Origin of the sequence: Streptomyces sp. NBC_01166, from assembly GCF_045039765.1 — a bacterium.
In the GTDB taxonomy this organism is placed as follows: domain Bacteria; phylum Actinomycetota; class Actinomycetes; order Streptomycetales; family Streptomycetaceae; genus Streptomyces.
Map to the genome: position 1 here is coordinate 6,592,511 of NZ_CP108613.1, position 24,752 is coordinate 6,617,262.

Consider the following 24,752-nt stretch of genomic DNA (forward strand, 5'->3'; position numbering starts at 1 on the left):
CCCCCCGCTCAGCGCCCCGCCCTCACCAGCAGTGCCACCGGCCGGTCCGCGAAGAGTTCCGCGACCGGGACCACCGGTCCCGTGAACTCCCGCCCGGCGGACAGGAGATCGCTCCAGGGTCCCTCGTCGGGCAGCGCCAGTTCGGTGTCGCGCCAGCCACCCTCCTCGTCGAGCCGGAGCGACAGCCGGGTCACCGCCGTGACCACCTCGCCGGACCGGCAGAACGCCAGACAGTGCGCTGCCGCCGTGCCCCGCGCCGTCAGCGGCGCGTAGGTGCCCGACTCGCCGAAGAGCTCCGGGCGCTCCCGGCGCAGCCGCAGCGCGGCCGTGGTCAGCGCCGCCTTCTCGTCCTCGCCCCCGGAGGGCCTGCTGAACGGCCTACGGTTGTCCGGGTCGACCAGCGCGATGTACTCCCGCTCCGTGCCCTGATACAGATCGGGCACCCCGGGCATCGTCAGATGCACCAGCGCGGCACCCAGCACATTGGCCCGCACGAAGGGGGCGAGCGGGTCCGCGAAGCCGGTCATCATCGACCGGGCCTCGCCCGCGTCGCTGCCCGGGCCGGCCGCCACGAAGTCGGTCACCGCGCGCTCGTACGCGGGATCCGGCTCCGTCCAGCTGGTGAACAGCCCCGCCTCGCGCACGGACTTCAGCAGCGCGGGCTCCAGCCTGCCCGCCATCTCCCCGGCGGGAAGGCCCGCGCAGCCGTACGCCGACTGCCAGGCCTGCCAGGCCAGCTGAGGGTCCGGGGCCGGCACGGAGGCCGCCCCGGCCAGCCGCGCGACCAGCGCGGACCACCGCTCGGGGCACTCGGAGAGGACCGCGATCCGTGCCCGCACGTCCCCGCTGCGTTTGGTGTCGTGGGTGGTCAGCACCGTGCCGGTGGCCGGCCAGTCCCGCGCGATCCGCGCACAGAAGGCGTGGAACTCCTCCGGGCTCACCGCCGGCCGGCCCGGGTCGCCGCCCACCTCGGTCGCCGAGATCAGCGGGACGTAGCGGTAGAACGCCGTGTCCTCCACCGACTTGGCGTGCAGCGCCGACGCGGTCTGTGCGAACCGGGCACAGAACGCCACGTGCTCCGGCCCGTCGCCGAGCCGGCCCAGCGCCAGATCCCGCACCACGTCGACGGCGTCCGCCTCCTGGGCGACCGAGAACACCGCCCTGGCGTCCCGCACCGCCTCGGCCGGGAGCGTCGACTCGGCGATCTCCGTGAGCGGGCCCCCCGCGGTCACGTACGGCCGGTAGACGGGCACCCGCACCAGCAGCTCGCGCACCGCCGTGTGGAGCGCCCACGGCGCGTGGTCGCGCAGTGCGGCGTCCCCGGCGCACGCCTCGACGGCGAGGCGGGTCAGCCACTCCGTCTCGGCGGCCAGCTCATGGGTGACCACGCGGTAGGCCGCGCGGCGGACGGTAGCGGTCCAGTAGCCGCCGCGGTCCCCGGTAGGGCCCGCGAAGTCCCGGTAGCGGCCCAGCAGGTCGGCCGCGCCCATCGGATCGGTGAACACGCCGTCGATCCGGTGCAGCGCGTCGTAGCCGGTCGTCCCCGCGACGGCCCAGCCGGCCGGCAGGGCCTCCGGACCGGTGAGGATCTTCTCCACCACCGTCCACCGCCCGCCGGTGGCGTCGCCGAGCCGCCCGAGATAGGCGGCGGGGTCGGCCAGCCCGTCGGGGTGGTCGATGCGCAGCCCGTCCACGACCCCGTCGCGGACCAGTTCGAGGATCTTGGCGTGGGTGGCGGCGAAGACCTCGGGGTGCTCCACCCGGACACCGATCAGATCGGAGATCGTGAAGAAGCGCCGGTAGTTCAGCTCCGTCCTGGCCAGCCGCCACCAGGCGAGCCGGTAGTGCTGGGCGGCCAACAGCTCGTCCGGCGGGAGGTCCGCCGTACCCTCACGCAGGGGGAACTCCAGGTCGCCGTAGCGGAGCACCGGCGTGCCGTCGGCGCGGGTGCCCGGCTCGATGCTGCCGCGCTCCTCGCCGAACCGCCCCGCCAGCACGGGCAGCAGCACCTTCCCGCCGCCCGCCGCCCAGTCGATGTCGAACCAGCGGGCGTACGGGGACTCCGGGCCCTCGCGCAGCACCTCCCAGAGCGGCAGGTTGTGCCGGGGTGCGGCGGCCATGTGGTTCGGCACGATGTCGAGGATCAGCCCGAGGCCGTGGGCGCGTGCCGTGACCGCCAGCTCCCGGAGCCCCTCCTCGCCCCCGAACTCGGCCCGCACCGTGTGGTGGTCGACGACGTCGTAACCGTGCCCCGAGCCGGGCACGGCCTCCAGGACGGGGGACAGATGCAGATGAGAGACGCCGAGCTCGGCGATATACGGCACGGCGTCCGCGGCGGCGGCGAACGGGAAGTCCGGTTGGAGCTGCAGCCGGTACGTGGCGGTGGGCGTCATGGACTCGTACGTACCCAGCCGGAGGCCTCTCTCCCACCTTCTGCGCCACCCGGACCGACCGGGCGGCCCCGCCCGGTCGGTCCGGTCACCCCAACGGCCTATGCCGGGCGCTTGAGCACCGTCAGGCTCCGCCCGACGAGCGTCACCCGCTCGCCCGCCGAGACCTTGGGTCCCGCGCCCGGTGGTACGCCGTCCGGGATTGCCGTGTCCACGACGACCTGCCACTGCTTGCCGTGGTTCATCGGAACGGCGAACTCCAGCGTCTCGGCACCCGCGTTGAACATGAGCAGGAACGAGTCGTCGGAGATCCGCTCACCGCGCGGCCCCGGCTCGGAGATCGCGTGGCCGTTCAGGAAGACGGTCATGGCCTTGGCGTGCGCGGCCTGCCAGTCCCGCTGGGTCATCTCCTCACCCCTGGGGGTGAACCACGCGATGTCGGACAGCTCGTCGTGCGTGCCCTCCACCGGACGGCCGTGGAAGAAGCGTCTGCGCCGGAAGACCGGATGGTCGCGGCGGAGCCAGACCATGGACCGGGTGAACTCCAGCAGGCTCGTGTCCGTGGAGCCACCCTCCTCGTCGCCGTCCTCCGCGTGCGAGGCGGCGGCCGGATCGGGCCAGTGGACCCAGGAGAGCTCGTTGTCCTGGCAGTAGCCGTTGTTGTTGCCCCGCTGCGTCCGCGCGAACTCGTCGCCGTGACTCAGCATGGGCACGCCCTGGGAGAGCATCAGCGTGGCGATGAAGTTGCGCATCTGACGGCTGCGCAGCTCCAGGACCTCCTTGTCCTCGGTCTCCCCCTCCGCCCCGCAGTTCCACGAGCGGTTGTGGCTCTCGCCGTCCCGGTTGCCCTCGCCGTTGGCGTCGTTGCGCTTCTCGTTGTACGAGACCAGGTCGTGCAGCGTGAAACCGTCGTGGCAGGTGGTGAAGTTGATCGAGGCCAGCGGGCGTCTTCCGTCGTCCTGGTAGAGGTCCGAGGAGCCCGTCAGACGCCCGGCGAACTCCGCGAGGGTCCGGGGCTCACCCCGCCAGAGATCCCGCACCGTGTCCCGGTACTTGCCGTTCCACTCGGTCCACAGCGGCGGGAAGTTCCCCACCTGGTAGCCGCCCTCGCCCACGTCCCAGGGCTCGGCGATCAGCTTGACCTGGCTCACCACGGGATCCTGCTGCACCAGGTCGAAGAAGGAGGACAGCCGGTCCACCTCGTGGAACTGGCGTGCGAGTGTCGCGGCCAGGTCGAAGCGGAAGCCGTCCACGTGCATCTCGGTCACCCAGTACCGCAGGGAGTCCATGATCAGCTGGAGGACGTGCGGGGACCGCATCAGCAGGGAGTTCCCGGTGCCGGTGGTGTCCATGTAGTACTTCTGGTCGTCCGCCAGGCGGTAGTACGAGGCGTTGTCGAGACCCCGGAAGGAGAGCGTCGGGCCGAGATGGTTGCCCTCGGCGGTGTGGTTGTAGACCACGTCGAGGATCACCTCGATGCCCGCCTGGTGCAGGGCCTTCACCGCCTGCTTGAACTCCAGCACCTGTTCACCGCGGTCGCCCCAGGAGGCGTACGCGTTGTGCGGAGCGAAGAAGCCGATGGTGTTGTAACCCCAGTAGTTGGCCAGGCCGGCGTCGGCGAGACGGTGGTCCTGGACGAACTGGTGCACCGGCATCAGCTCGATCGCGGTGACGCCCAGCTCCGTCAGATGGGCGATGATCTCGGGGTGTGCGAGCCCCGCGTAGGTGCCGCGGAGCTCCTCGGGCAGGCCCGGGTGGAGCATCGTCAGGCCCTTCACATGGGCCTCGTAGATCACCGTGCGGTGGTAGTCGGTGCGCGGGCGGCGGTCGTCACCCCAGTCGAAGTAGGGATTGACCACGACCGAGCTCATCATGTGCGGCGCCGAGTCGAGGTCGTTGCGCTCGTCCGGCTTGCCGAACGGGTAGCCGTACACCGCCTCGCCCCACTGGATCTGCCCCGAGATCGCACGCGCGTACGGATCGAGGAGCAGTTTCGCCGAGTTGCAGCGCTGCCCGTGCTGCGGCTCGTACGGTCCGTGCACCCGGAAGCCGTAGCGCTGCCCCGGCATCACCCCGGGCAGATAGGCGTGACGGACGAAGGCGTCGGTCTCGCGGAGTTCCACCGCCGTTTCTGAACCGTCGTCGTGCAGAAGGCACAACTCGATCCGGTCGGCGGCCTCCGAGAAGACCGCGAAGTTGGTTCCGGCGCCGTCGTACGTGGCGCCGAGCGGATACGCGTGTCCCGGCCAGACCTGCATAGATAGGACTCTTCCACTTCTGATCCGGGTGCTGGGGGGTTTTCGCCCCGATACTCCCCGAAAGACGGTCCTGTACCTAGTACGTCGACCGGTGCGGCCGGTTTCCGTCGTCGGATCCCACCGGGCCGGTCAACCCGGTACACCTCGGTGTCGCCCGGACAGGGGCCCGGCCGCCGGGCAGCTCCTCCGTCCGGTATGCGGCGTGCGAGGGGGTGCGCAATCGCTATGAACCATCTCACTCCACCCGATCTCACCGCAAGGAACGAGCCTGCCGCATAGGGGAGTTGAGTAAGGAGCCTGTGCATCCTGCTGCACCGGCTCCCGGTACCGGAGTACCCTTCCTTGATCGTTGGTGGGGGAGCGGAAGGCGGTACACGGGTGAGCTCGGGAGGGTTCGAGCTGCCCCCAGGTGACGCGGGTCACGAGGGGGAATCGACCGATGCCCCGCCAGGGGCTGTCTCCCTCGCACAGCCCATGGAGATCGGTGCCGATCTGAACTGGGGAGCGGATGCCTGGAACGAGGTGCGCACACGCGCCCAGCGCGCCGGGCGGGCGTACATCTGGCTGAATCTGGTGGAACAGCGGCTGCGCGCCGTGGTCTCCGCCGTGATCCGGCCGATCTACGAACCGGTGCACGGCGAGGACTGGGTGGTGGCCGCCGCGGGGCCCGCGGGGCAGGAGTGGGTGCAGCGCGCCGTCGCGGTCCGGGAGGTCTCGCGCCGCAAGGGCTATCTGCTCGACCCGGCCGACGACAACGTCCTGAGCTTTCTCACGCTGCCGCAGTTGCGTGAGCTGATGGTCCAGCACTGGCCCTGCTTCGAGCCGTACTTCGACGACCGCCGCGAGGTGGAGCTCGCGCTGGACGAGCTGGAGGTGGCGCGCAACGTCGTCTCCCGCAACCGCGCGCTCAACGAGGCGGTCCTGGCGCAGGCCGAACGCGCCTCCGCGCGGCTCCTGGAGATCCTCGGCAGCGGCGCGGCCGTCCCCTCCGCCGACCGGCTGCCGGTGGACGCCGTGGAGGAACTGGTCGGCGACCGCTACGCCGACGTGGTCTCCGTCCATCCGGACCGGGTGCGGCTGCAGCGTCAGCTGCCCGCCGAGGACCTGTTCGGGAGCGCGCGCCGGCTGGACGCGATCGGCATCGGGCTCAACCTCCTCACGCAGAACTTCTCGGGGCGCCGGCTGGTGCGCCTCGCCGAGTCGGGCTGCCGGGTCCGGCTGCTGTTCATCAATCCGGCGAGCAGCGCGGTCAAGCGCCGGGAGCGCGAACTGGGCCTCAAGAAGGGCGAACTGAGCCGCTCCGTCGAGATGAACATCCTCCACATGCGCCGGGTCCGCTCAAAGCTCCGCGACCCGGGCGCCTTCCAGATCCACGTCTTCGACGAGACGCCGCGCTTCACGGCGTACCTCGTGGACGGCGACGGACCCGACGCGGTCGGGGTCGTCCAGCCGTATCTGCGGCGCGCACGCGGCATGGAGGCGCCCGTGCTGGTGCTGCGTGGCGGGGGGCGTGCGGTGGTCAGGGCGGGGCAGGACAGCGAGCACGGCCTCTTCGAGACGTACCGCGAGGAGTTCGAGTCGGTCTGGACGGACTCCAGGCCCGTCTCCTGACGCCCCTTCCAGCGTTGTCAGTGGTGCGTGCGAAGGTGGTCATCACTTGGGGGAACGCACCACAGAAGGAGGTACGGGATGAGCTGGATCAGCGGGCCGCTGCTGGCTTTCGACCTGGAGACCACGGGGACGGACGTCGAGACCGACCGCATCGTGACGGCGGCGGTCGTCCGGCTGGAGGCGGACGGATCCGTCTCGGAGGAGCGGACCTGGCTGCTGGATCCCGGTGTCGCCATACCGGAGCAGGCATCGGCGATCCACGGCATCTCGACCGAAAGCGCCCGCGAGCACGGGATGCCGGCCGCCTCCGCGATCGAGGAGATCACCCGGGCCGTCGCCGACGGGCTGCGCTCGGGGACGCCGCTGGTGGTGATGAACGCGCGCTACGACCTCTCCCTGCTCGACCGTGAGTGCCGGAGGTACGGCGTGGAGTCGGTCAGCGAGCGGCTGGGGGACGCGCCCTCGCCCGTCATCGACCCGTTGGTGATCGACAAGCATGTCGACAAGTACCGCAAGGGGAGGCGCGCCCTCCACGCGCTGTGCGCCCACTACGGGGTGTCGCTGGAGGACGCGCACGACGCGAGGGCGGACGCCGTGGCCGCGGCCCGGGTGGTGCGGCGGATGGGGGAGAGGCACCAGCCTGTCGGAGTGATGCCGCTGGAGGACCTGCACGGCCTCCAGGTGCACGCGGCGGCCGAGCAGTCGCTCTCCCTGCAGGCCTATCTGCGGCGCACGGCGGATCCTGCGGCCGTCGTGGAAGCCGCCTGGCCGCTCATCCCCCGGAGGCGCGAGCCGCAGCCGGGCGGGAGTGATGCGGGGGCGTCAGTTCGGAGCCGGTGAAGCCGTTTCGTCGGCCTTGATGTCGAAGTCGATCCGGTCGCCGTCGACCGAGGTCACGGTGACGGACACGCCCAGGGTGCTGCCGTCGTCCGCCGTGAGGGTGCACCGCGTGGTGGTGCCGGTCTTCCCGGCGAGGTCCTCGGGGCAGGTGACGTCCGGCTTCGGCTGGTTCATGGTGCTCGCCAGCTTCTCGGCCACCGTGTCGGCCAGCTTGTCCGCGGACATCTTCGGCTCGGAGCTCCCGACGTCGACCGAGGCCGAGCAGCCGACGAGCAGCAGGCCGGCCGCCAGGGCCGAGAGGCTCCATGTCGCCGCGGTCGAGCGGGGATGGCCATGGGGGGAGCTCCAGTTCCGAATGTCCGAGGCAGTGGCCGGAAGCATACGTGGCGCGGGTGCGGCCGATGCGGGGCGTCCGGATCCGGCCGGCTCACAGCTTCCCGAAGAGCACTCCGCGCCAGGTCCAGCCGGACGTGAGGGTGGTGTTCCGCAACGGTCCGGTCAGCTCCGCGCTGTCGAAGCTGAACGTCTCCGTCGCCTGGAGGCGGCCGTTCTCCCCGCGCTGGAGCGACCAGCGGCGGGACACGGTCCTGCCCGAGCCGCGCCCGTACTCCGCCGACGTCCGGAGCCGAGGGGGATTGCCGACGCGGGTGACCTCCCACTGCTCCTCGACGGCCCGCACCTCATGGCTCTCCTCGGCCAGGCGCATCCGGATCCGGATGGCGTGCGTCAGCTGGGACCCGATGAAGAAGGTCTGCCAGGCGGGCTCGGCGATCCGCCACTCCGCCACCAGGTCCGCGCCGTCCGACGCGCCGTCACGGATGACGTAGGGGACGTCGGGCCGGTTGAGAGCGAGCAGGGCACCCCGCAGCTCCTCCGCCGGACGTGGCTCCGCCCCGTCCTCGGGGTGCCTGGTTCCGGTGAGCTTGTCGAGGATTCCCATGCGGTCAACCTATGCCACGTGCATCCGGGCTATGCCACGTGCATCCGGGGCCGTGCGCGACGGGGATGCGGTTCGGACGGGGTGCGGTTCAGAACGGATACCAGCGCACCTCGGGGTCGTCCTCGCGCAGAGACGCCACCCTGCGCCGGAACTCCGCCAGCGCCTTCGGGTTGGCCGGGGCGTGCTGGGACACCCAGGCGCAGCTCGCCGTCTCGCGGGCGCCGCGCAGCACCGCGCACCCTTCCCAGGCGCGTACGTCCCAGCCGTACGCCTCCGTGAACGCGTCGTAGGCCTGCGCGGGCAGGCCGTACCGGTCGCGGGAGAGCGCGAGGACCACCAGGTCGTGCTCGCGCAGGTCGGCGGAGAAGGTCTCCAGGTCGACCAGCACCGGCCCGTCCGGGCCGACGTGGACATTGCGGGGGAGCGCGTCGCCGTGGATGGGTCCCGGCGCCAGGTGCGGGGCGAGCGCCGCCGCGGCCTTGGCGAACCCGTCGCGCCGGCCGCGGAGATAGTCGGCGTCGGCCGGATCGATCGCGTCGCCCGCCAGACGCAGCCAGCGCTCGACACCGCCGAGCAGCTCACGCCGCGGCAGCGTGAAGCCCTCCGGGGCGGGGAGCGCGTGCACCTGGGTGAGCAGCGGGGCAAGATCGCGCGGTTCGGAGGGGCGCACGGCGTCGGGCAGCCGGTGCCACAGGGTCACGGGGTGGCCCTCGACCAGGCGGGCCAGAGGTTCGGCGGCCCGTACGGCGGGTACGCCCGATTCGGCGAGCCACAGGGCGACGGCCACCTCGCGCTCGGCCCGTTCCCGGAGCTCCGGGTGGTGTGTCGAGTCCCGGCCGACCTTGACCACCAGGTCGCCGAGGCCGAACACCGCGTTCTCGCCGAGCGCGAGGAGCTCCGCGCCGGCGGGCAGTCCGGCGGCCGTCAGTACCTCGCGCGCACGCATGTCGTCCATGGCTCGATTTTCTCATCCGCGCAGGCCACCTTGACGAACGGGCGGCCCGTCAGCACGATGACGGGGGCCGCCCGGGCGGCGATACGGGGATGAAACCGATCCAAGGAAGTAAAAGGGGTCGAATTCATGACATTGACGGCCGCAACGGAGCGGTCCGGGCGTAAGAGCCCACAGGGCGGACGGGATGAGGGCCGCCGACGGGACGGCGCCACCTGGTTCCTGGTGCTGCCCGCACTGATCCCGATCCTGATCCTGAGCGTCGGTCCCCTGGTCTACGGCATCCTGCTGGCCTTCACCGACGCCCAGTCGGGCCGGACCCGCTCCACCCAGTGGATCGGGGTCCTCAACTTCCAGGACCTGCTCCACGACACCCTGTTCTGGGACTCGTTCCGGATCGGCCTGCTGTGGGCGGTCGGGGTCACGGTCCCGCAGTTCGTGCTGGCCCTCGGTCTCGCCCTGCTGCTCAACGCGAACCTGCGGATGCGCTGGCTCGCCAGGGCCCTGGCGATCATTCCCTGGGCCATGCCCGAGGTCGTCGTCGGCATCATGTGGCGGCTGGTCTACAACCCCGACGCGGGCATCCTCAACGAGACCATCCGCGATCTCGGGCTGGGGGACGGCAGGGACTGGCTGACCGGTCTCGCCACCGCTCTGCCCGCAGTGATAGTCGTCGGGATCTGGGCCGGCATGCCGCAGACCACCGTGGCGCTGCTGGCAGGGCTGCAGAACACCCCGCACGAACTCCACGAGGCGGCCGCCCTCGACGGAGCGGGAGCCTGGCGCCGCTTCCGCACGGTCACCTGGCCCGCCATCCGCCCGGTGGCGCTGGCCATCAGCGCGCTCAACTTCATCTGGAACTTCAACTCCTTCGCCCTGGTCTACGTCCTGACCAGCGGAGGACCGGGAGGCCGCACCCGGCTTCCCATGCTCTTCGCCTACGAAGAGGCCTTCCGCTACGGACAGTTCGGCTACGCCGCCGCGATGGGATGCGTGATGGTCGCCGTCATCTCGGTGCTCCTCGCCGTCTACCTCGTCGGCCGGCTCGGGGGAGGCGAGGACGCATGAGCCTCCGTACGGGCAGAACCGCGCGCGCCGGGCAGTACGCCGCGCTCCTGTGCTACCTCGTCTTCCTGGCGTTCCCCTTCCTCTGGCTGATCTCCACCGCCTTCAAGCCGGCCCGTGAGCTCGGCTCGCTGCACCCCACGTGGATCCCCGAGGACCCGACGCTGGACAACTTCCGGCAGGCCTTCGACGAGCAGCCGCTGCTCCGGGCCGCGGCCAACTCGCTCACCGCGGCGCTCTGCGCCGCCCTGATCGCGGTCGTCATCGCCACACCCATGGCCTATGTGATGGCCCGTCATCGCGGGCGGCTGTCCACGGCAGCCACCGGGTGGGTCGTGGTCAGCCAGGCGTTCCCCTTCGTCCTGGTGATCATTCCGCTGTTCCTGGTCCTCAAGTACCTGCACCTGATCAACTCGCTGTGGGGGCTGATCCTGGTGTACGTCGTCTGGTCGCTCCCCTTCGCGCTCTGGATGCTGGCCGGATACGTACGGGCCGTGCCGCCCGAGCTGGAGGAGGCCGCCGCCGTCGACGGGGCCGGTAAGGCGCGGATCCTGATCTCGGTCACCGCGCCGCTGCTGGCTCCCGGGATCGTCGCCACCGCGCTCTTCGCGTTCATCACCGCATGGAACGAGTTCTTCTTCGCGCTCGTCCTGCTCAAGACACCGGAGAAGCAGACCTTGCCGGTCGTACTCACCCACTTCCTCGGCGCGGAGGGTGTCGCCGACCTCGGGCCGCTCGCCGCCGCCGCCTTCCTCGCCACCCTTCCCTCGCTCGTGCTCTTCGCGGTCATCCAGAAGCGCATCACGGGCGGTCTCACGGCCGGGGCGGTGAAGCACTGATGCGCCGCCGGCTGCCCGCCCTCGCCGCGGTGACCTCCGCCCTCGTCCTCCTGCTGGCCGGCTGCTCGGGGGAGGGCGGCGGTACGGACACGGACGGCACGATCCGGCTCAGCTTCCAGTCGCTCGCCTGGCAGAAGGAATCCGTCGACGCCAACAAGCAGCTCGTACGCGAGTGGAACGCCGCCCACCCCGACGTGCAGGTGGACTACGTCCAGGGCAGCTGGGACAACGTCCACGACCAGCTGCTGACCTCCTTCGAGGGCGGCGAGGCGCCCGACATCATCCACGACGCCTCCGACGACCTCGCGGACTTCGCGTACGGCGGATACCTCGCCGATCTGCGGACCTTGCTGCCGGACCGGCTGACCGAGGACATCCCGCAGCAGTCCTGGGCCACCACCACCTTCGGCGACGGCGTCTACGGAGTGCCGTTCCTCCAGGAGCCCAAGGTCCTGATCGCCAACAAGAAGATCCTCGCGTCCTCGGGCGTCCGGATACCCACCCCCGACAAGCCCTGGAGCTGGGAGGAATTCCGGCAGGTCACCGAGAAGCTGACGAAGAAGGGGACGTACGGGGTCGCCTGGCCGCTCAAGGAGCCGGTCTCCGTCACCCTCAATCTGGGCCTCTCCGCCGGCGGGCAGCTCTTCCACCGGAGCGCGGACGGCAAGGTGGCCATCCGGTCCGACGAGGGCGACCAGATCATGCCCGGTACGGTCCGGGACCAGGGCAACTCCGACCGGAGCGCGGCGCGTTCGGCGCTCGGCATGGGGGGCTCGGATACGCTCCCCGGATTCTTCGGCGGCAAGTACGCCATGGTCCCGCTGGGCTTCTCCTACCGCCAGCAGGTCGTGGAGCAGGCCCCCGAGGGCTTCGAATGGACGGTGCTGCCCCCCCCGGCAGGCAGCGGAGGGCTCGCCCAGGGGGTCAGTCCGCAGACCCTCTCGGTAGCCGAGGACAGCCCGCACAAGAAGGAGGCCGCGCGGTTCATCGACTTCCTCCTGCGCCCACCGAACATGGTGCGGCTGGCCAGGGGCGACTGGATGCTGCCGACCGGCACCGAGGCGCTCGCGGATCCCGCACTGCACACCGAGGAGAACGGCTGGGCGACGGGCACCGCTCTCGCCCGGTCGCTGCGCCCGGCACCCGCGCAGTCGGTGCGCGGCTATCCCGAGTGGAAGGACAAGGTCGCCACGCCCGCGCTCCAGGAGTACTACAGCGGGGCCATCGACACCGAGGAGCTGAGGAAACGCCTGGTCGACGACGGGAACAGGGTGCTGGCCCGCTATCAGCGCTGAGCCGTGCCAGGCACGGACCGGTAAATAGGCTGGACGAGACGTTGCGTCTCGTTTACGGTGAGGGCATGACATCGACCTCGCGTGCCCACATCGCCATGTTCTCCATCGCCGCCCACGGGCACGTGAACCCGAGCCTCGAAGTGATCCGGGAGCTCGTCGCCCGTGGACACCGCGTCAGTTACGCCATCCCGGCCTCCTTCGCCGAGAAGGTCGCCGCTACCGGAGCCGAACCGGTGCTCTACACCTCGGTGCTGCCCACCGAGGACAACCCGGAGGACTGGGGGACCGAGCTGATCGACAACCTCGAACCGTTCCTCGCGGACGCGGTCCAGGCCCTCCCGCAGCTCGCCGACGCCTTCGAGGGCGACGAACCGGACCTCGTCCTGCACGACATCACCTCCTACCCGGCCCGGGTCCTCGCCCACCGCTGGGGAGTGCCCGCCGTCCAGCTCTGGCCCAACCTGGTTCCCTGGGAGGGGTACGAGAAAGAGGTCGGGGACCCCGCGACCGCCGAGCTGAAGCAGACCGAGCGGGGCCGGGCGTACTACGCGCGCTTCGCGGCCTGGCTCGCGGAGAACGGCCTGGGCGACCTCTCGTCCGACGACTTCGTGGCCAGGCCGCGCCGCGGCCTGGTGCTCATCCCCGAGGCACTCCAGCCGAACGCCGACCGGGTGGACCACGCGAGGTTCACCTTCGTCGGCGCCTGCCAGGGTGAGCGCGCCGACCAGGGGGAGTGGGAGCGGCCTGCCGGGGCCGCGAAGGTCCTGCTGGTCTCCCTCGGCTCGTCGTTCACCAACGAGCCCGCGTTCTACCGCGAGTGCGTCAAGGCCTTCGGCGACCTGCCGGACTGGCACGTGGTGCTGCAGATCGGCCTCCACGTCGACCCTGCGGAGCTCGGGGACGTACCGGACAGCGTCGAGGTGCACTCCTGGGTCCCGCAGCTGTCCGTGCTGAAGCAGGCGGACGCCTTCATCACCCACGCGGGCGCGGGCGGCAGCCAGGAAGGGCTCGCCACCGGCACCCCCATGGTGGCGGTCCCGCAGGCCGTCGACCAGTTCGGCAACGCGGACATGCTCCAGGCCATCGGCGTCGCCCGGCACCTGCCGAAGGAGGAGGCCGACGCCGCGTCCCTGCGTGACGCGGTGCTCGCCCTGGTGGACGACCCGGACGTGGCCGCGCGGCTGGCGCGGATCCGGGAGCAGATGGCGGGGGAGGGCGGGGCGAAGCGGGCAGCCGACATCATCGAGGCCGAACTCCCCGCCCGCCAGGGCTGACCGGCAGCGACGGGGCCGCAGGAGCCGCTACCCGCGCCGTGCCCCGTCTGCCCCCGCGCCCGCCGACGGACGCACCGTCAGGGAGGTGAAGCGCGGCCAGCCCCCGTCGGGGTCACCGTTACGCACGCTCACGGCGATCCCCCCGGTCGCGTCGCCGCCGGTCGCGCGCGCGGCCTGTCTGATCTGCGTCCTCCCGTCGACGGCGACCAGGGTCCGGCCGTCCTCCACGGTGATCCTGACCCGGTGCGCCGAGGCGTCGGTCAGGGTGCGGCGGCCGATCTCGTGCCACCGGCCGCCCCTGTGCTCGCGCAGCCTGACGTAACTGAAGCTGAGCGACACCTCGAGCGGGTCGAGGCTGCCGTGGCGCACGATCACGCCGGCGCTGTTCTCCGACTCCCGCAGCCCGCTCACCCGGAAGTCGACTCCGTAGCCGGTCCAGTCGGCCGTCCCCGTCGGCAGGTAGGAGGCAGCGGCGTAGCCCGTGGGGCCGGGGTAGGGGCCCGCGCCGGTGAACACGCCGAGACCGGGGGCGCGCCAACGGCCGTCACGCCGCCACGACCGCACCTGGGTGAGCGGGGCCGGGCAGTCGGCCGGGGACACCGACGTCCAGCGCCGGACCCCGGCCAGCAGCTCGCGGACGCCTGTGCCGGCGGTGACCTCCACCCGCTGCACCTCACCGGCGGCTGCCGCCCGGCGCCCGGCCGGCAGCGGACGGCCGGAGCTGTTGGTCAGGGCGGCCACGAACCGCTCGGCGAGTGCCGCACGCAGCATGCGGTTGGTGGCCAGGGCCGACACGTGCCCGTTCGTCTCGGAGAAGGGGTAGGCGAAGAGCCGGGGCCTGGGCAGTCCCCGGCGGGTGATGTCGCCGATCGACCGGTCCAGGTCGGCCTCGATGCGCAGCCGGTACTCCTCCGCCGTCTCGCGCCGCTCCTCGCCGGGCAGCCACAGCCGGGAGGCGAGCGCGGAGGACGTGCGGCCCGCCGCGTCCACCGCCTCGCGCCGGTGCAGGTCGTGCGTGTGGTTCTCGAAGTCCCAGCGCCCCGACCGGGCCATACGGCCGATCTCCTTCCAGGAGAGGTAGTACGGGCGATGGCTCCCCACCGCACGGGTGATGAGGAAGGCGGCCGCCCGCATGCGGTACCTGGCGAGGATGCGGTCGGCGTGCACCCACAGCCCGTGGGCGCCGTCGTCGAAGGTCAGGAAGACCGAGCGGGGCCCCGGCGCAGGCCCTCCGCGCAGATACGCGGTGAACTCCTCGCTGCTCAGCGTGCGGTAGCCCGCCGCCGCGAGGGCGGCGAGGTGGGCGTCGAACGCCTCGGGGGTCACCGTGTAGCGGCTGCGGCTGTCACGGCCGATGTCGTGGTACGCCAGCACGACGGGTGCGGTGCCTTCCGTCCGCCGCCCGGAGGCCGGCCCTCCCGCGCCCGCGGCGGCCGCGCGACCGGGCCCGGGAGGGGCCTCCTGCGCCGCCACGGCCCGCTGGAACTCGTCGTAGCGCCATGCGCCGTAGAAGGGCACGCAGACCATCGCCACGGCGAGCAGCCCGAGCAGCGCCCGTCTGGGTGCGGAGTGGGTCACGGCAGGGCCCCCCGGGAGAGCACGAGAAGGTAGACGGTGATGACGGCGGCCGCGCTGAGCAGAGCGGCCAGCGCCCTGGCGGCCAGACGGGCCAGGTCTCTCACGCCGCCCCCCTGGACCAGACGCCGCGCCGGACGGTGAGCAGGGAGTACGGCAGCAGCCAGGCGAGCAGCACCGACGAGAACAGGCTCATGAGGGGCCGGTAGCGCCAGTGGGTGTCCCCGGGGTGGTCGATCCTGTACGCGAGCCCCCAGACACAGCCCTTGAGGATCACTCCGCAGAAGTAGAGCAGGGTCAGGAAGAGGGCTCCGTGCACCGGCGCCCAGAACAGATGGCGGAACGCCATCACCGGTGCGGCGAGCACCCACAGCACGTGCCCGTAGTAGAGGGCCGCGGGCCCGGGCCCGCGGCGCCACATGAAGGAGCCGGTGAAGAAGAGGTTGCGGATGAAGCTCTTCTTCCAGCGGACCTGCTGCCGCAGGAGCGGGCCCAGCCGGGCGGGCACATCGGTCCACACCCGCGCGGAGCGTACGTACCCGACGCGCCAGCGGCGTTCGGCGAAGTCCTCCTCGACGAACGGGGATCCGGCGTAGCGGCGCTTGAGCGCCGCGCCCCTCCATGCCTGTCCGAGTACGTAGCCCGTCAGCTGGCGGTCCGTGGCGAAACGGAACGGCGCGCCCATGAACCGGTCGTCGGCCCACGCGGGCAGGTAGTTGTAGACGGCGTCCCGGCGGAAGACGGCCAGCGGTCCCGAGACGCAGGACACCGAGCCGAAGGACGCCTCGGCCGCCTTGGCCACCCTGAACTGGCCCTCGTACCAGACGTCCTGGGCCCGCGCCAGGAATCCGGCGTCCGTGTTGAGGGCCCGGCAGTGGCCGCTCACGGCGCCCAGCTCGGGGTGGGTGACCAGGGCGCGCACACAGCGGCGCAGGGCGTCGGCGGCGAGGACGCAGTCGGAGTCGGTGAAGGCGATGATCTCTGTGTCGGCGAGCTCGCAGGCGCGGACCAGCGCGTGCTTCTTGCCGACGTTGGAGTCCAGATGGATGACGGTGATGCCGAGCTCGTCCCGGAGCCGGCGCAGCACGTCGCCCGTCCCGTCCTGGGAGTGGTCGTCCACCACGATGATCCGTACCCCGGGGCAGTCGGAGGCGGCCATGGAGCGTACGCACGCCTCGATGCCGTCCACCTCGTCCTTGACGGCCAGCAGGAACGAGACCCGGGGGTCGGCGGGCAGCGGCGGGAAGGTCTCGTCGGGGCCCGGCCGCACCCGCAGTTCGCCCTCGGCCGGGTCCTCGTACCGGCTGTAGGCGACGTAGAGCAGGGCGATCGTGCCTGCCAGCACGACGAGCCCGTAGCAGACCGGCAGGTTCAGACGGGGCAGACGTACGGCGTGATGGGCCAGGACGACCAGGAGCGGCATCAGACAGAGCAGGACGAGCAGCCGGCGCACCCCGTGCCGGAGCGCGGGGTCGGCGGGGGTGACCCGTTGCTTGAGCGCCCGCATCCCGCGGGGGCCCGGCACCGTGTCGTGCGCGGTGTGCGGCGCAGGCGCGCGGGTACCGGTCTGCGGCCGGTGGAGGGCGTTCACCGGTACGTCCCTTCCGCCGGGCGATGCGGGGGTCGGCGGCCGGTGTGGTCCCGCGCCGTGAAGCCGAAGAAGGCCATCTCGGTGTTGTCGCCGCGCAGCCCGACACCGCCCGCCTCCGTCAGCCGGCCCGGTTCCCGGTCCTCCGCGTCGAGGACGGTCCGTCCGTCCAGGGACAGCGTGATCCGGACCCGGTCGTCGCCCCGGGTGGTCACCGTGGCCGAGATCTGGTGCCACCGGCTGTAGTCGAGGGCGTGATCCGCCGTCGCGAGCGTGGTGTAGACGCCCTCCTCGTCCACGGGCCGGCCCGGCGCCGGGTATTTGCGCTTGAGAACGGCCATGCCGTCGCGGCGGCGGAAGCTCAGGGCGTACAGCTCCTGCGGGCTGTGGTGGCGGAGCCAGAGATGACCGCCGTCCCAGTCGCGTGCGGGGGTGCGCCCGGTGGCACCCGGGGGCTTCAGGAACACCCAGGACCGCACGGTGGTGTCGCCGAAGTCCTGACGGCGGCTCACGAGCCGGAAGACGGCCGACCCCGTGTGCAGGCCCGAGTCGGGGCCGGGCGCCTCGCTGTCGGGTACGCCGGTCCAGCCGAAGGCCCAGTGCGCGAACAGGGAACCGCTGGTGACGATCCAGTCGTGCGAGAGGCGGGCGTCCTCGGAGTCCGGATGGCTGTAGGCGTACTCGTTGGTGACCAGCCCCTCCACCGGGAAGTCCGGGCGGAAAGGGGTCCCGGGGCCACCGGCGGGCGCTGCCGGATCCGCGTCCCCCGGGTCCGGTCCCCCGGACGCCGGACCGCCCGCGGCCTTGCCGTCCCAGGACCTGCCGGCGGTGTCCGGATCCGGGCCGTCCGAGGTGAGGACACCGGCGAGCCCGGCGGCCGGGGCCGCGACGGCGGCGGCGAGCAGCGTGCGCCGGCTCGGGGCAGGGGAGGCGTTCATACGGTGGCGCCGGTGGCGGCGGCCGTGGGCAGGTGATGCGTGACGTCCAGGACGGCGGGGCCGCCGTCCAGCCAGCCCAGGTCGGTCCCGGGATGCACGGTGTGGACGACGACCAGGTCCCAGTCCAGCGCTCCGGGGGCGTCGACACTGCGCCGTACGACGCCGTGCCGGTCCAGGCTCGGCACCAGCGGGTCCGTGTACTCGACGGTGGCGCCCCAGGCCGTGAGCCGGTCCATGATCTCCAGGGCGGGGCTCTCGCGCAGATCCGCCACGCCGGGCTTGTAGGCCACGCCCAGGATCAGCACCCGGGAGCCGGCGGTCTCCAGCCCGCCGGCCGCGAGGGCGTCCCGCGCCTTCCCGGCGACCCGGGCGGGCCGCTCGGCGATCGCCGTCATCGCGGTGTCCACCAGGGGGGACGTCCTCTTCCTCGCCCGCAACTGCCACAGCAGGTAGTGCGGGTCGCAGGGGATGCAGTGCCCGCCGACGCCCGCGCCCGGGTAGAAGGGCATGAAGCCGTACGGCTTGGTGGCCGCGGCCTCGATGACCTGTCGCGGATCCAGTGCGAACTCCAGGCAGCTCTCCGTCAGTTCGTTCGCCAGTGCGATGTTCACCGCCCGGAAGGTGTTCTCCCACAGCTTGCTCATCTCCGCTGCCTCTGGGCTGTCCACCCGGTGTACGGAGGGTGCGGTTCCGGCCAGCAGGGAGGCGGCGAGTTCGGTGGACCGGGGAGTGACGCCGCCGATGACGCGCGGGGTCCGGTCGGGGGAGTGGGCGGGGTTCCCGGGGTCGATCCGCTCGGGCGCGAACGCCACGAAGACATCGCTGCCGGGCCGCAGTCCCCGTGCCGCGAGCGGCTCGACGAGGAGGTCACGCGTGGTGCCGACATAGGTCGTCGAGGTGAGGACCAGCAACTGCCCCGGCACGGCGTGGGCCACCACCGACGCGCAGGCGGCGGTCAGCGCGCGCAGATCGGGCACGAGCTCCCCGTCGACCGGGGTCGGCACGCAGATGATCACCGCGTCCGTGCCCGCGACCGCGGCGGGGTCGGCCGTCATCCGGAAGTCCGCGTCCTGGAGCGCCGTGGCCAGCCTGCCGTGCTGCGAGGGCAGCAGGTCGACCAGCCCGGACCGGATGTCCCGCAGCCGGGGCGCGCTGGTGTCCACGCCGACCACCGTGTGGCCGGCCGCGTGGAGGGAGAGCGCGGTGGGCAGTCCGACGTAACCGAGGCCGACGACCGCGACCGTCGGGCGGCGGCCGTGCTGGACCTGGGACGGCAGGCTCGCGGCGGTCACCGGCTCCGGAATCACGACGGCGGCGCGTACCGCGCTTACTGACGCCTCGTCACCCTCACTTGTCGTACAAGCGGCGTGCCGCGTGTTCTCGCATGAGGAATGGGATGGGTTGCTGGGGGTGTGCACAACCGAAACATGACATTCCGTTCCCGCGCTCATTAGCAATGAAGTGCGGTTATGCGTGCTCGATCGTGCGAAGTTCACCCGACCGGAACCCGTGTACGTCCTCATGTTCGGTCGGAGGCCTGGCGGTTTGCCCGACATGGCGGGGAGTGCGCAGGTTTTCTGTGACGAAAGGTTGCCGAGTACGTGACGGCTACATGAAGGTCTTGATCTGGGCGCGTCAATCGAGCAGTGTTTCGAGGCAGCCCCCGGAGATCTTCCGGCCGAGGGCCAATCCCCCCACAAAAGAATGACGAGGAGACCCCTCTTCATGGCAATTCACAAGCGTGTGCGTTCGGTCAAGCTCACCGCCGCGATAACCGCAGTGGCAGCGGCTGCCGGTGTCACCCTGCTCACCACCCCGTTCGCCGGAGCCGCCACGGCGCCCGCGACGGGCACCGTCTACGGCGCGGACGCGGCGACAGCCGTCTCCGGCAGCTACATCGTGATGCTGGACCAGAAGGCCGACAAGGCCGACCTGGCCGAGGAGTACGGCGGCACCCTCCGGCGGAACTACAAGTCGGCCATCAACGGCTTCTCGGCCAGCGGGCTTTCGGAGACCGAGGCCAAGCGGCTCGCCGCCGACCCGGCCGTCTCCAAGGTCGTCCAGAACAAGAAGTTCCACATCGACGCCACCCAGGACAACCCGCCGTCCTGGGGTCTGGACCGGATCGACCAGGCCGAGACCGCCGGTGACGGCGCGTACACCTACCCGGACGCCGCCGGCGGGGACGTCACCGCGTACGTCATCGACACCGGTGTCCGCGTCACCCACAAGGACTTCGAGGGCCGCGCCACTTCGGGCTTCGACGCCATTGACAACGACGACGACGCCGACGACGGCAACGGACACGGCACCCACGTGGCCGGAACCATCGCGGGCGCGTCCCACGGGGTGGCCAAGAAGGCGAAGATCGTGGCCGTCCGCGTCCTGGACGACGCGGGTTCGGGCACCACCGAGCAGGTCGTCGCGGGCATCGACTGGGTCACCGCGAACCACGAAGGCCCGTCCGTCGCCAACATGAGCCTCGGTGGATCCGCGGACCCGGCCCTCGACGCCGCCGTACAGAAGGCCATCGCCTCCGGCGTCACCTTCGCGGTCGCCGCGGGCAACGAGTCGAGCGACGCGGGCGAGGGCTCGCCCTCCCGCGTCCCCGAGGCCATCACCGTCGCCTCGTCCACGGTGGACGACGAGCAGTCGTCGTTCTCCAACTTCGGGTCGGTCGTGGACATCTACGCCCCCGGTTCCGACATCACGTCGGACTGGAACGACAGCGACGACGGCACGAACACCATCTCGGGCACGTCCATGGCGACGCCGCACGTCGTCGGCGCCGCCGCCGTCTACCTCGGCGGACACCCGGACGCCACGCCCGAGGAGGTCGCCACGGCGCTGACCGACGGAGCCACCCCGGACGCCATCTCCAACGCGACCGAGGGCACGGCGAACAAGCTCCTGAAGATCGTGGAATAGGCCGGGCAGGCCTGGTAGGACTGCAGGAGGCCGCCGCGCCCTCCCCCACGGGGCGCGGCGGCCGTTGCCGGTGGAAGATCTAGGGTGGGGGCATGAGCACGATGTACGCGGCGCTGCTGCGCGGGGTCAACGTCAGCGGTCACCGGCGGGTTCCCATGGCGGAACTCCGCACGCTGCTCGGGGAGCTGGGGCACGAGGACGTCGCCACCCATCTGCAGAGCGGCAACGCCGTGTTCCGCAGTGCGTCGGGCGACGAGAGCGCCCTGGCCGCCGAGCTGGAGCGGGGGATCGAGGAACGGTTCGGCTTTCCGGTCGACTGTCTCGTCCGCTCGGGCGCCTATCTCGCGGGCGTGGCCGACGCCTGTCCCTTTCCGGCAGCCGAGCTCGAGGCGAAGCAGCTGCACGTCACCTACTTCGACCAGGCCGTGGACGCCGCGCGGTTCGCCTCGCTCGACGCCGACGCCTTCCGCCCCGAAGAGTTCCGGCTGGGGAACCGCGCCCTCTATCTGTACGCGCCCGACGGGCTCGGGCGCTCCAAGCTCGCCGTGGCGCTCGGACGGCCCGCCTTCACCCGTGGCCTCGTCGCCACGAGCCGTAACTGGAACACCGTGGTCAAGCTTGTGGAGATGACGCGTGACTGAGTACTCGCCCGCCGTGGCCACAGCCATCGAGGGCGAGCTCCGCCTCCTCGACCCCGTGGTGCGGGCCTCCGCCGATGTGCTGGCCACGCTGCTGCACCCGGACTTCCGGGAGATCGGCACCAGCGGCCGCCTCTGGCAGCGGGACACGATCATCGCCATGCTCACGCAGACGGACGCGGGCCCGGGTGCTCCGCCTCCCGTCCCGCTCACCGCAACACGGATGCGGGGGGACCAGCTCGCACCGGACCTGGTGCACCTCACCTTCGACACGGAGTCCCAGGGCCTGCGGTCCCACCGCAGTTCACTGTGGCGGCTGACGGGGGACGGCTGGCTGCTCTACTTCCACCAGGCGACGCCCTTCATCGACGATCCGTTCGCCGAGGTCTGAGCCGGCGCTTCCCGCCGGTTCCCACACACCCCCCGCAGCACACGCCCGGGCGGCCCCGCAAGAGTGCCGCGCCGGTCTGATCTGTGCCCGGCGCCCGGCCGGTTTTCGCCGGAGGGGCTGATTCCGGCCACCTGGAGCCGCCGGGCAAAACGCCGGTAAGCCACCCGAACGGGCCGCGCCCCGACGGGCCCGGTCCGGGCTGCGGAGAACCGCGCCGCCGCGCTTTCCGGGCGGGGGTGGTGTGTGTGAACGCGATGCGCGTAGACAGCGGCCGACGTCCGCTCCCCGTTGCGGGCTTTGCTGCAATTCGCTGCCCTCCTCCGTTCGGTGAGCGGACGCCGTTGTTCGGAGGTCATCCGCACGCATATCGGAGTTCAGGGTCCGTTCTCCGTCCCGGTCCGGAAGAAGTCCTTGTCACCGGTTCAAGCGGAGTCAAGGATTCGAGGCGTGCGGTTGGCAGGTCCACGACTAGAACCCACTGGTCGCGGACAGCCGCATACTCCGGCCCGCCCACCCAGCGGACCGGACACCCCCCAATGACGGAGGATCCTGTGACCTTCAAGCGCTTCGCCCCCCTCTCCTCGATCTCCAGACGCGCCCGTCTCATCGCCGCGACCTCAGGTCTGGTCACCGCCGTGGCGCTCGCGGCGCCCACCGCGGTCGCCCAGGCGGCACCGGACACCACCGTGACGAAGGCCGAGCTGGCCGACGCCAGTTCCGCCGTACGCGGTGCCGACATCGCGGGCACCGCCTGGTACACCGAGGCGAGCACCGGCAAGGTCGTCGTGACCGTCGACAGCACGGTCACCGCCGCCGAGATCGCCACGATCAAGAAGTCGGTCACCGACTCGGGCGCGAAGGCCGACATCAACCGCACGGAGGGCACGTTCAACAAGCTCATCGCGGGCGGCCAGGCGATCTACGCCGGCGGCGGACGCTGCTCACTCGGCTTCAACGTCCGCAGCGGCAGCACCTACTACGCGCTGACCGCCGGTCACTGCACCGAGATAGGCAGCACCTGGTACACCAACTCCGGCCAGACCACCACCCTCGGCACGAGGGCGGGCTCCAGCTTCCCGGGCAACGACTACGGTCTGATCCGCCACTCCAGCTCCGCCGCGGCGGACGGCCGGGTCTACCTCTACAACGGCAGCTACCAGGACATCACCTCCGCCGCCACCCCCAGCGTCGGCCAGTCCGTCAAGCGCAGCGGTTCCACCACCGGCGTCCACAGCGGCACCGTCACCGGCCTCAACGCGACGGTGAACTACGGCGGCGGTGACATCGTCTACGGCCTGATCCAGACCAACGTCTGCGCCGAGCCCGGCGACAGCGGCGGCTCGCTCTTCTCGGGCACCACGGCCCTGGGCCTCACCTCCGGCGGCAGCGGCAACTGCTCCTCCGGCGGCACCACGTTCTTCCAGCCGGTCACCGAGGCGCTGAGCGCCTACGGCGTCAGCGTCTTCTAGACCTCACGCACCGCACCACCTGCCGACGGGCCGCGCTCACCGAGCGCGGCCCGTTGTCGTGGCCGCTTCCCGTGCGGGCGGGCGCTGTGCCAGGCTCGCAGGCATGCGTTACATCATCGTGGGAACCGGCGCCGTCGGCGGCGCCATAGGCGGACGGCTGGCGGAAGCGGGCCACGAGGTGGTGCTCGTCGCGCGCGGAGCGCAGTACGAGGCCCTGCGTGAGGACGGGCTGCGCCTCACCACGCCCGAGGGCACCCGCACCCACCGCCTCCCCGTCGTCGACGGCCCGGAGGCACTGGACCTCGCCCCGGACGACGTCCTCGTCCTCGCCGTCAAGACCCAGGACAGCGTCGCCGCCCTCGACGCCTGGAGCGTACGGCCCGTGGCGGGCGGCGGAACCGCGGGGGAGCGGCTCCCCCTGATCTGCGCGCAGAACGGCGTCGAGAGCGAGCGCCTGGCCCTGCGCCGGTTCCACCGCGTCTACGGCTGCTGCGTCTACCTCCCCGCGAGCTTCGTGGAACCGGGCAGGGTCCTCGCCGCCGGAGCCCCGCTCACCGGCATCCTCCACCTCGGCCGGTATCCGTCCGGCGACGACGGCACGGCGCGCGCCGTCTCCGCGGACTGGGAGAAGGCGAAGCTGGAGGCCCCCGTCGTCCCCGACGTGATGCGCTGGAAGTACGCGAAGCTGCTCTCCAACCTCGCCAACGCGATCGAGGCGGTCACCGGTGTACTCGACGGTCCCGACGGATTCGCCCTCTTCGACCGGGCCCGGGCGGAAGGGCGGGCGGTGCTCACGGCGGCCGGCATCGAGGCGACGGGAAGCGCGGAGCAGGAGGAGGCCCGCGGCGGCAGGATCCGCTTCGACCCGTTCGACGGGGCCGAGCGCGGCGGCGGCTCGTCCTGGCAGAGTCTCAGCCGGGGCACGGGCACCATCGAGGCCGACTACCTCAACGGCGAGATCGTCCTGCTCGGCCGGATGCACGGTATCCCGACACCGGTCAACGAGGTGCTGCGTCGCACCGCGAACTCCTTCGCCCGGGAGCGGCGCGCCGCCGGCTCGATGACGGTCGCCGAACTCACCGCCCTGGTGGACGCGGCCTCCTGAGCCCCGAGGGCGCTGTCGCATTTCTTCAAGACCCGGCCGCCGGGCGGAACGCACGATGGGCGCATGCAGAACGCGTACACACACATGGCCGAATGCGCCACGGAGTCCGCCCGGGTCGCCCGGGGCATCGAGGCCACGCTGCCGCTCTCCTCCACGACCCCCTGCCACGGCTGGGACCTGCGGGAACTGATCAACCACTGGGTGCTCTACAGCGCGTACGGCCTGGAGCACCGGGCCCTGCGCACCCCCATCCCCGACGAGCTGACGGCCCGTGACTTCACGGCCGACCCCGGCTGGCCCGAGCGGTACGCGGCCCAGCTGGAACGCGCGGTCGCCGCCTGGTCCGACCCGGCGGCCCGGGAGGGCACCGTCGACACCGGGCACGGCTCCACCCCCGCCGAGGAGATGGCCGCGATGCTCCTCATGGAGATGGTGCTGCACGGCTGGGACGTGGCCCGGGCCACCGGACAGGAGTTCCGGCTCTCCGGACCGGCGGCGGCCTGCCTCCTCGGAACGGTCGAGGGGACGGCCGCGCTCTACCGGCAGTACGAGGGATTCGCCGCTGAGGTCACCCCGCCCGGCGCCGCCTCCGACTTCGAGCGCGCTCTCGGACTCAGCGGCCGCGATCCGCGCGGGGCCGCCGTGGTCTGATGCGT

General features: G+C 71.7%; 21 protein-coding genes. 12 read left to right on the forward strand and 9 right to left on the reverse strand.

Annotation, left to right across the window (positions count from 1 at the left end; all coding sequences use genetic code 11):
• Positions 1-8: 8 nt before the first annotated feature.
• Together treY and glgX are read right to left on the reverse strand one after the other, a co-directional pair.
• The gene (gene treY, locus OG379_RS30165; protein WP_405666124.1) at positions 9-2,393 is read right to left on the reverse strand and encodes a malto-oligosyltrehalose synthase; all 2,385 of its coding nucleotides are present in this window, start codon (positions 2,391-2,393) and stop codon (positions 9-11) included.
• A 98-nt stretch (positions 2,394-2,491) separates the two neighbouring features.
• Positions 2,492-4,648 carry a glycogen debranching protein GlgX gene (gene glgX / locus OG379_RS30170; RefSeq protein ID WP_401628650.1) on the reverse strand — a complete coding sequence of 719 codons (2,157 nt, stop codon included), beginning with the start codon at positions 4,646-4,648 and terminating at the stop codon, positions 2,492-2,494.
• 378 nt (positions 4,649-5,026) lie between these two features.
• Between glgX and OG379_RS30175 the strand changes: the two genes are divergently transcribed.
• Both OG379_RS30175 and OG379_RS30180 read left to right on the forward strand, forming a co-directional pair.
• Complete coding sequence (locus OG379_RS30175) at positions 5,027-6,259, forward strand: SAV2148 family HEPN domain-containing protein (protein ID WP_393764090.1); 1,233 nt, start codon at positions 5,027-5,029, stop codon at positions 6,257-6,259.
• Positions 6,260-6,337: 78 nt separating this feature from the next.
• Positions 6,338-7,099 (forward strand): 3'-5' exonuclease, encoded by a 762-nt coding sequence (locus OG379_RS30180; RefSeq protein ID WP_405666126.1) that lies wholly within the window; start codon positions 6,338-6,340, stop codon positions 7,097-7,099.
• Here OG379_RS30180 and OG379_RS30185 read toward each other — a convergent pair.
• The 3 genes from OG379_RS30185 to OG379_RS30195 form a co-directional block, all read right to left on the reverse strand.
• Complete coding sequence (locus tag OG379_RS30185; RefSeq protein ID WP_405666127.1) at positions 7,082-7,480, reverse strand: DUF4333 domain-containing protein; 399 nt, start codon at positions 7,478-7,480, stop codon at positions 7,082-7,084. The genes OG379_RS30180 and OG379_RS30185 overlap by 18 nt on opposite strands.
• A gap of 46 nt (positions 7,481-7,526) precedes the next feature.
• The gene (locus OG379_RS30190; protein ID WP_405666128.1) at positions 7,527-8,039 is read right to left on the reverse strand and encodes a hypothetical protein; all 513 of its coding nucleotides are present in this window, start codon (positions 8,037-8,039) and stop codon (positions 7,527-7,529) included.
• An 88-nt stretch (positions 8,040-8,127) separates the two neighbouring features.
• Complete coding sequence (locus OG379_RS30195) at positions 8,128-8,994, reverse strand: phosphotransferase (protein ID WP_405666129.1); 867 nt, start codon at positions 8,992-8,994, stop codon at positions 8,128-8,130.
• 126 nt (positions 8,995-9,120) lie between these two features.
• Between OG379_RS30195 and OG379_RS30200 the strand changes: the two genes are divergently transcribed.
• From OG379_RS30200 to mgt, 4 genes are all read left to right on the forward strand, one after another.
• Positions 9,121-10,059, forward strand: coding sequence for a carbohydrate ABC transporter permease (locus tag OG379_RS30200; RefSeq protein ID WP_405666131.1), 939 nt, complete (start codon positions 9,121-9,123; stop codon positions 10,057-10,059).
• The gene (locus OG379_RS30205; RefSeq protein ID WP_393764077.1) at positions 10,056-10,895 is read left to right on the forward strand and encodes a carbohydrate ABC transporter permease; all 840 of its coding nucleotides are present in this window, start codon (positions 10,056-10,058) and stop codon (positions 10,893-10,895) included. The genes OG379_RS30200 and OG379_RS30205 overlap by 4 nt, the downstream gene beginning before the upstream one ends.
• Complete coding sequence (locus tag OG379_RS30210) at positions 10,895-12,190, forward strand: extracellular solute-binding protein (protein ID WP_405666133.1); 1,296 nt, start codon at positions 10,895-10,897, stop codon at positions 12,188-12,190. The genes OG379_RS30205 and OG379_RS30210 overlap by 1 nt, the downstream gene beginning before the upstream one ends.
• Before the next feature lie 65 nt (positions 12,191-12,255).
• A complete protein-coding gene (gene mgt / locus OG379_RS30215) occupies positions 12,256-13,464 on the forward strand; it encodes a macrolide-inactivating glycosyltransferase (RefSeq protein ID WP_405666135.1) in 1,209 nt (402 codons plus the stop codon).
• 27 nt (positions 13,465-13,491) lie between these two features.
• Here the strand turns inward: mgt and OG379_RS30220 are convergent, their stop codons facing one another.
• The 4 genes from OG379_RS30220 to OG379_RS30235 all read right to left on the reverse strand — a co-directional run bounded on the left by OG379_RS30220 (position 13,492) and on the right by OG379_RS30235 (position 18,857).
• Positions 13,492-15,042, reverse strand: coding sequence for a polysaccharide deacetylase family protein (locus OG379_RS30220; protein WP_405666137.1), 1,551 nt, complete (start codon positions 15,040-15,042; stop codon positions 13,492-13,494).
• A 100-nt stretch (positions 15,043-15,142) separates the two neighbouring features.
• Positions 15,143-16,630 (reverse strand): glycosyltransferase, encoded by a 1,488-nt coding sequence (locus OG379_RS30225; protein ID WP_405666139.1) that lies wholly within the window; start codon positions 16,628-16,630, stop codon positions 15,143-15,145.
• Entirely contained in the window at positions 16,627-17,565 is a 939-nt protein-coding gene (locus OG379_RS30230) for a hypothetical protein (protein WP_405666140.1), read from the reverse strand. The genes OG379_RS30225 and OG379_RS30230 overlap by 4 nt, the downstream gene beginning before the upstream one ends.
• On the reverse strand, positions 17,562-18,857 hold the full coding sequence (locus OG379_RS30235; protein ID WP_405666142.1) for a nucleotide sugar dehydrogenase: 1,296 nt from the start codon (positions 18,855-18,857) through the stop codon (positions 17,562-17,564). Before OG379_RS30235 ends, OG379_RS30230 begins: the two co-directional genes overlap by 4 nt.
• A gap of 433 nt (positions 18,858-19,290) precedes the next feature.
• On the opposite strand from OG379_RS30235, the gene OG379_RS30240 reads away from it, so the two are divergent.
• From OG379_RS30240 to OG379_RS30265, 6 genes are all read left to right on the forward strand, one after another.
• Positions 19,291-20,493 (forward strand): S8 family peptidase, encoded by a 1,203-nt coding sequence (locus OG379_RS30240; protein ID WP_405666144.1) that lies wholly within the window; start codon positions 19,291-19,293, stop codon positions 20,491-20,493.
• A 92-nt stretch (positions 20,494-20,585) separates the two neighbouring features.
• Positions 20,586-21,134: a DUF1697 domain-containing protein gene (locus OG379_RS30245; protein ID WP_405666145.1), complete on the forward strand. Its 549-nt coding sequence runs from the start codon at positions 20,586-20,588 to the stop codon at positions 21,132-21,134.
• Positions 21,127-21,522: a DUF4440 domain-containing protein gene (locus tag OG379_RS30250; protein ID WP_405666147.1), complete on the forward strand. Its 396-nt coding sequence runs from the start codon at positions 21,127-21,129 to the stop codon at positions 21,520-21,522. Before OG379_RS30245 ends, OG379_RS30250 begins: the two co-directional genes overlap by 8 nt.
• A 551-nt stretch (positions 21,523-22,073) precedes the next feature.
• Positions 22,074-22,991, forward strand: a complete 918-nt coding sequence (locus tag OG379_RS30255) for a S1 family peptidase (RefSeq protein ID WP_405666148.1) — start codon at positions 22,074-22,076, stop codon at positions 22,989-22,991.
• Positions 22,992-23,094: 103 nt separating this feature from the next.
• Positions 23,095-24,096 carry a ketopantoate reductase family protein gene (locus OG379_RS30260; RefSeq protein ID WP_405666149.1) on the forward strand — a complete coding sequence of 334 codons (1,002 nt, stop codon included), beginning with the start codon at positions 23,095-23,097 and terminating at the stop codon, positions 24,094-24,096.
• A gap of 63 nt (positions 24,097-24,159) precedes the next feature.
• Complete coding sequence (locus OG379_RS30265) at positions 24,160-24,747, forward strand: TIGR03086 family metal-binding protein (RefSeq protein WP_405666151.1); 588 nt, start codon at positions 24,160-24,162, stop codon at positions 24,745-24,747.
• The last annotated feature ends 5 nt before the right edge of the window (positions 24,748-24,752 follow it).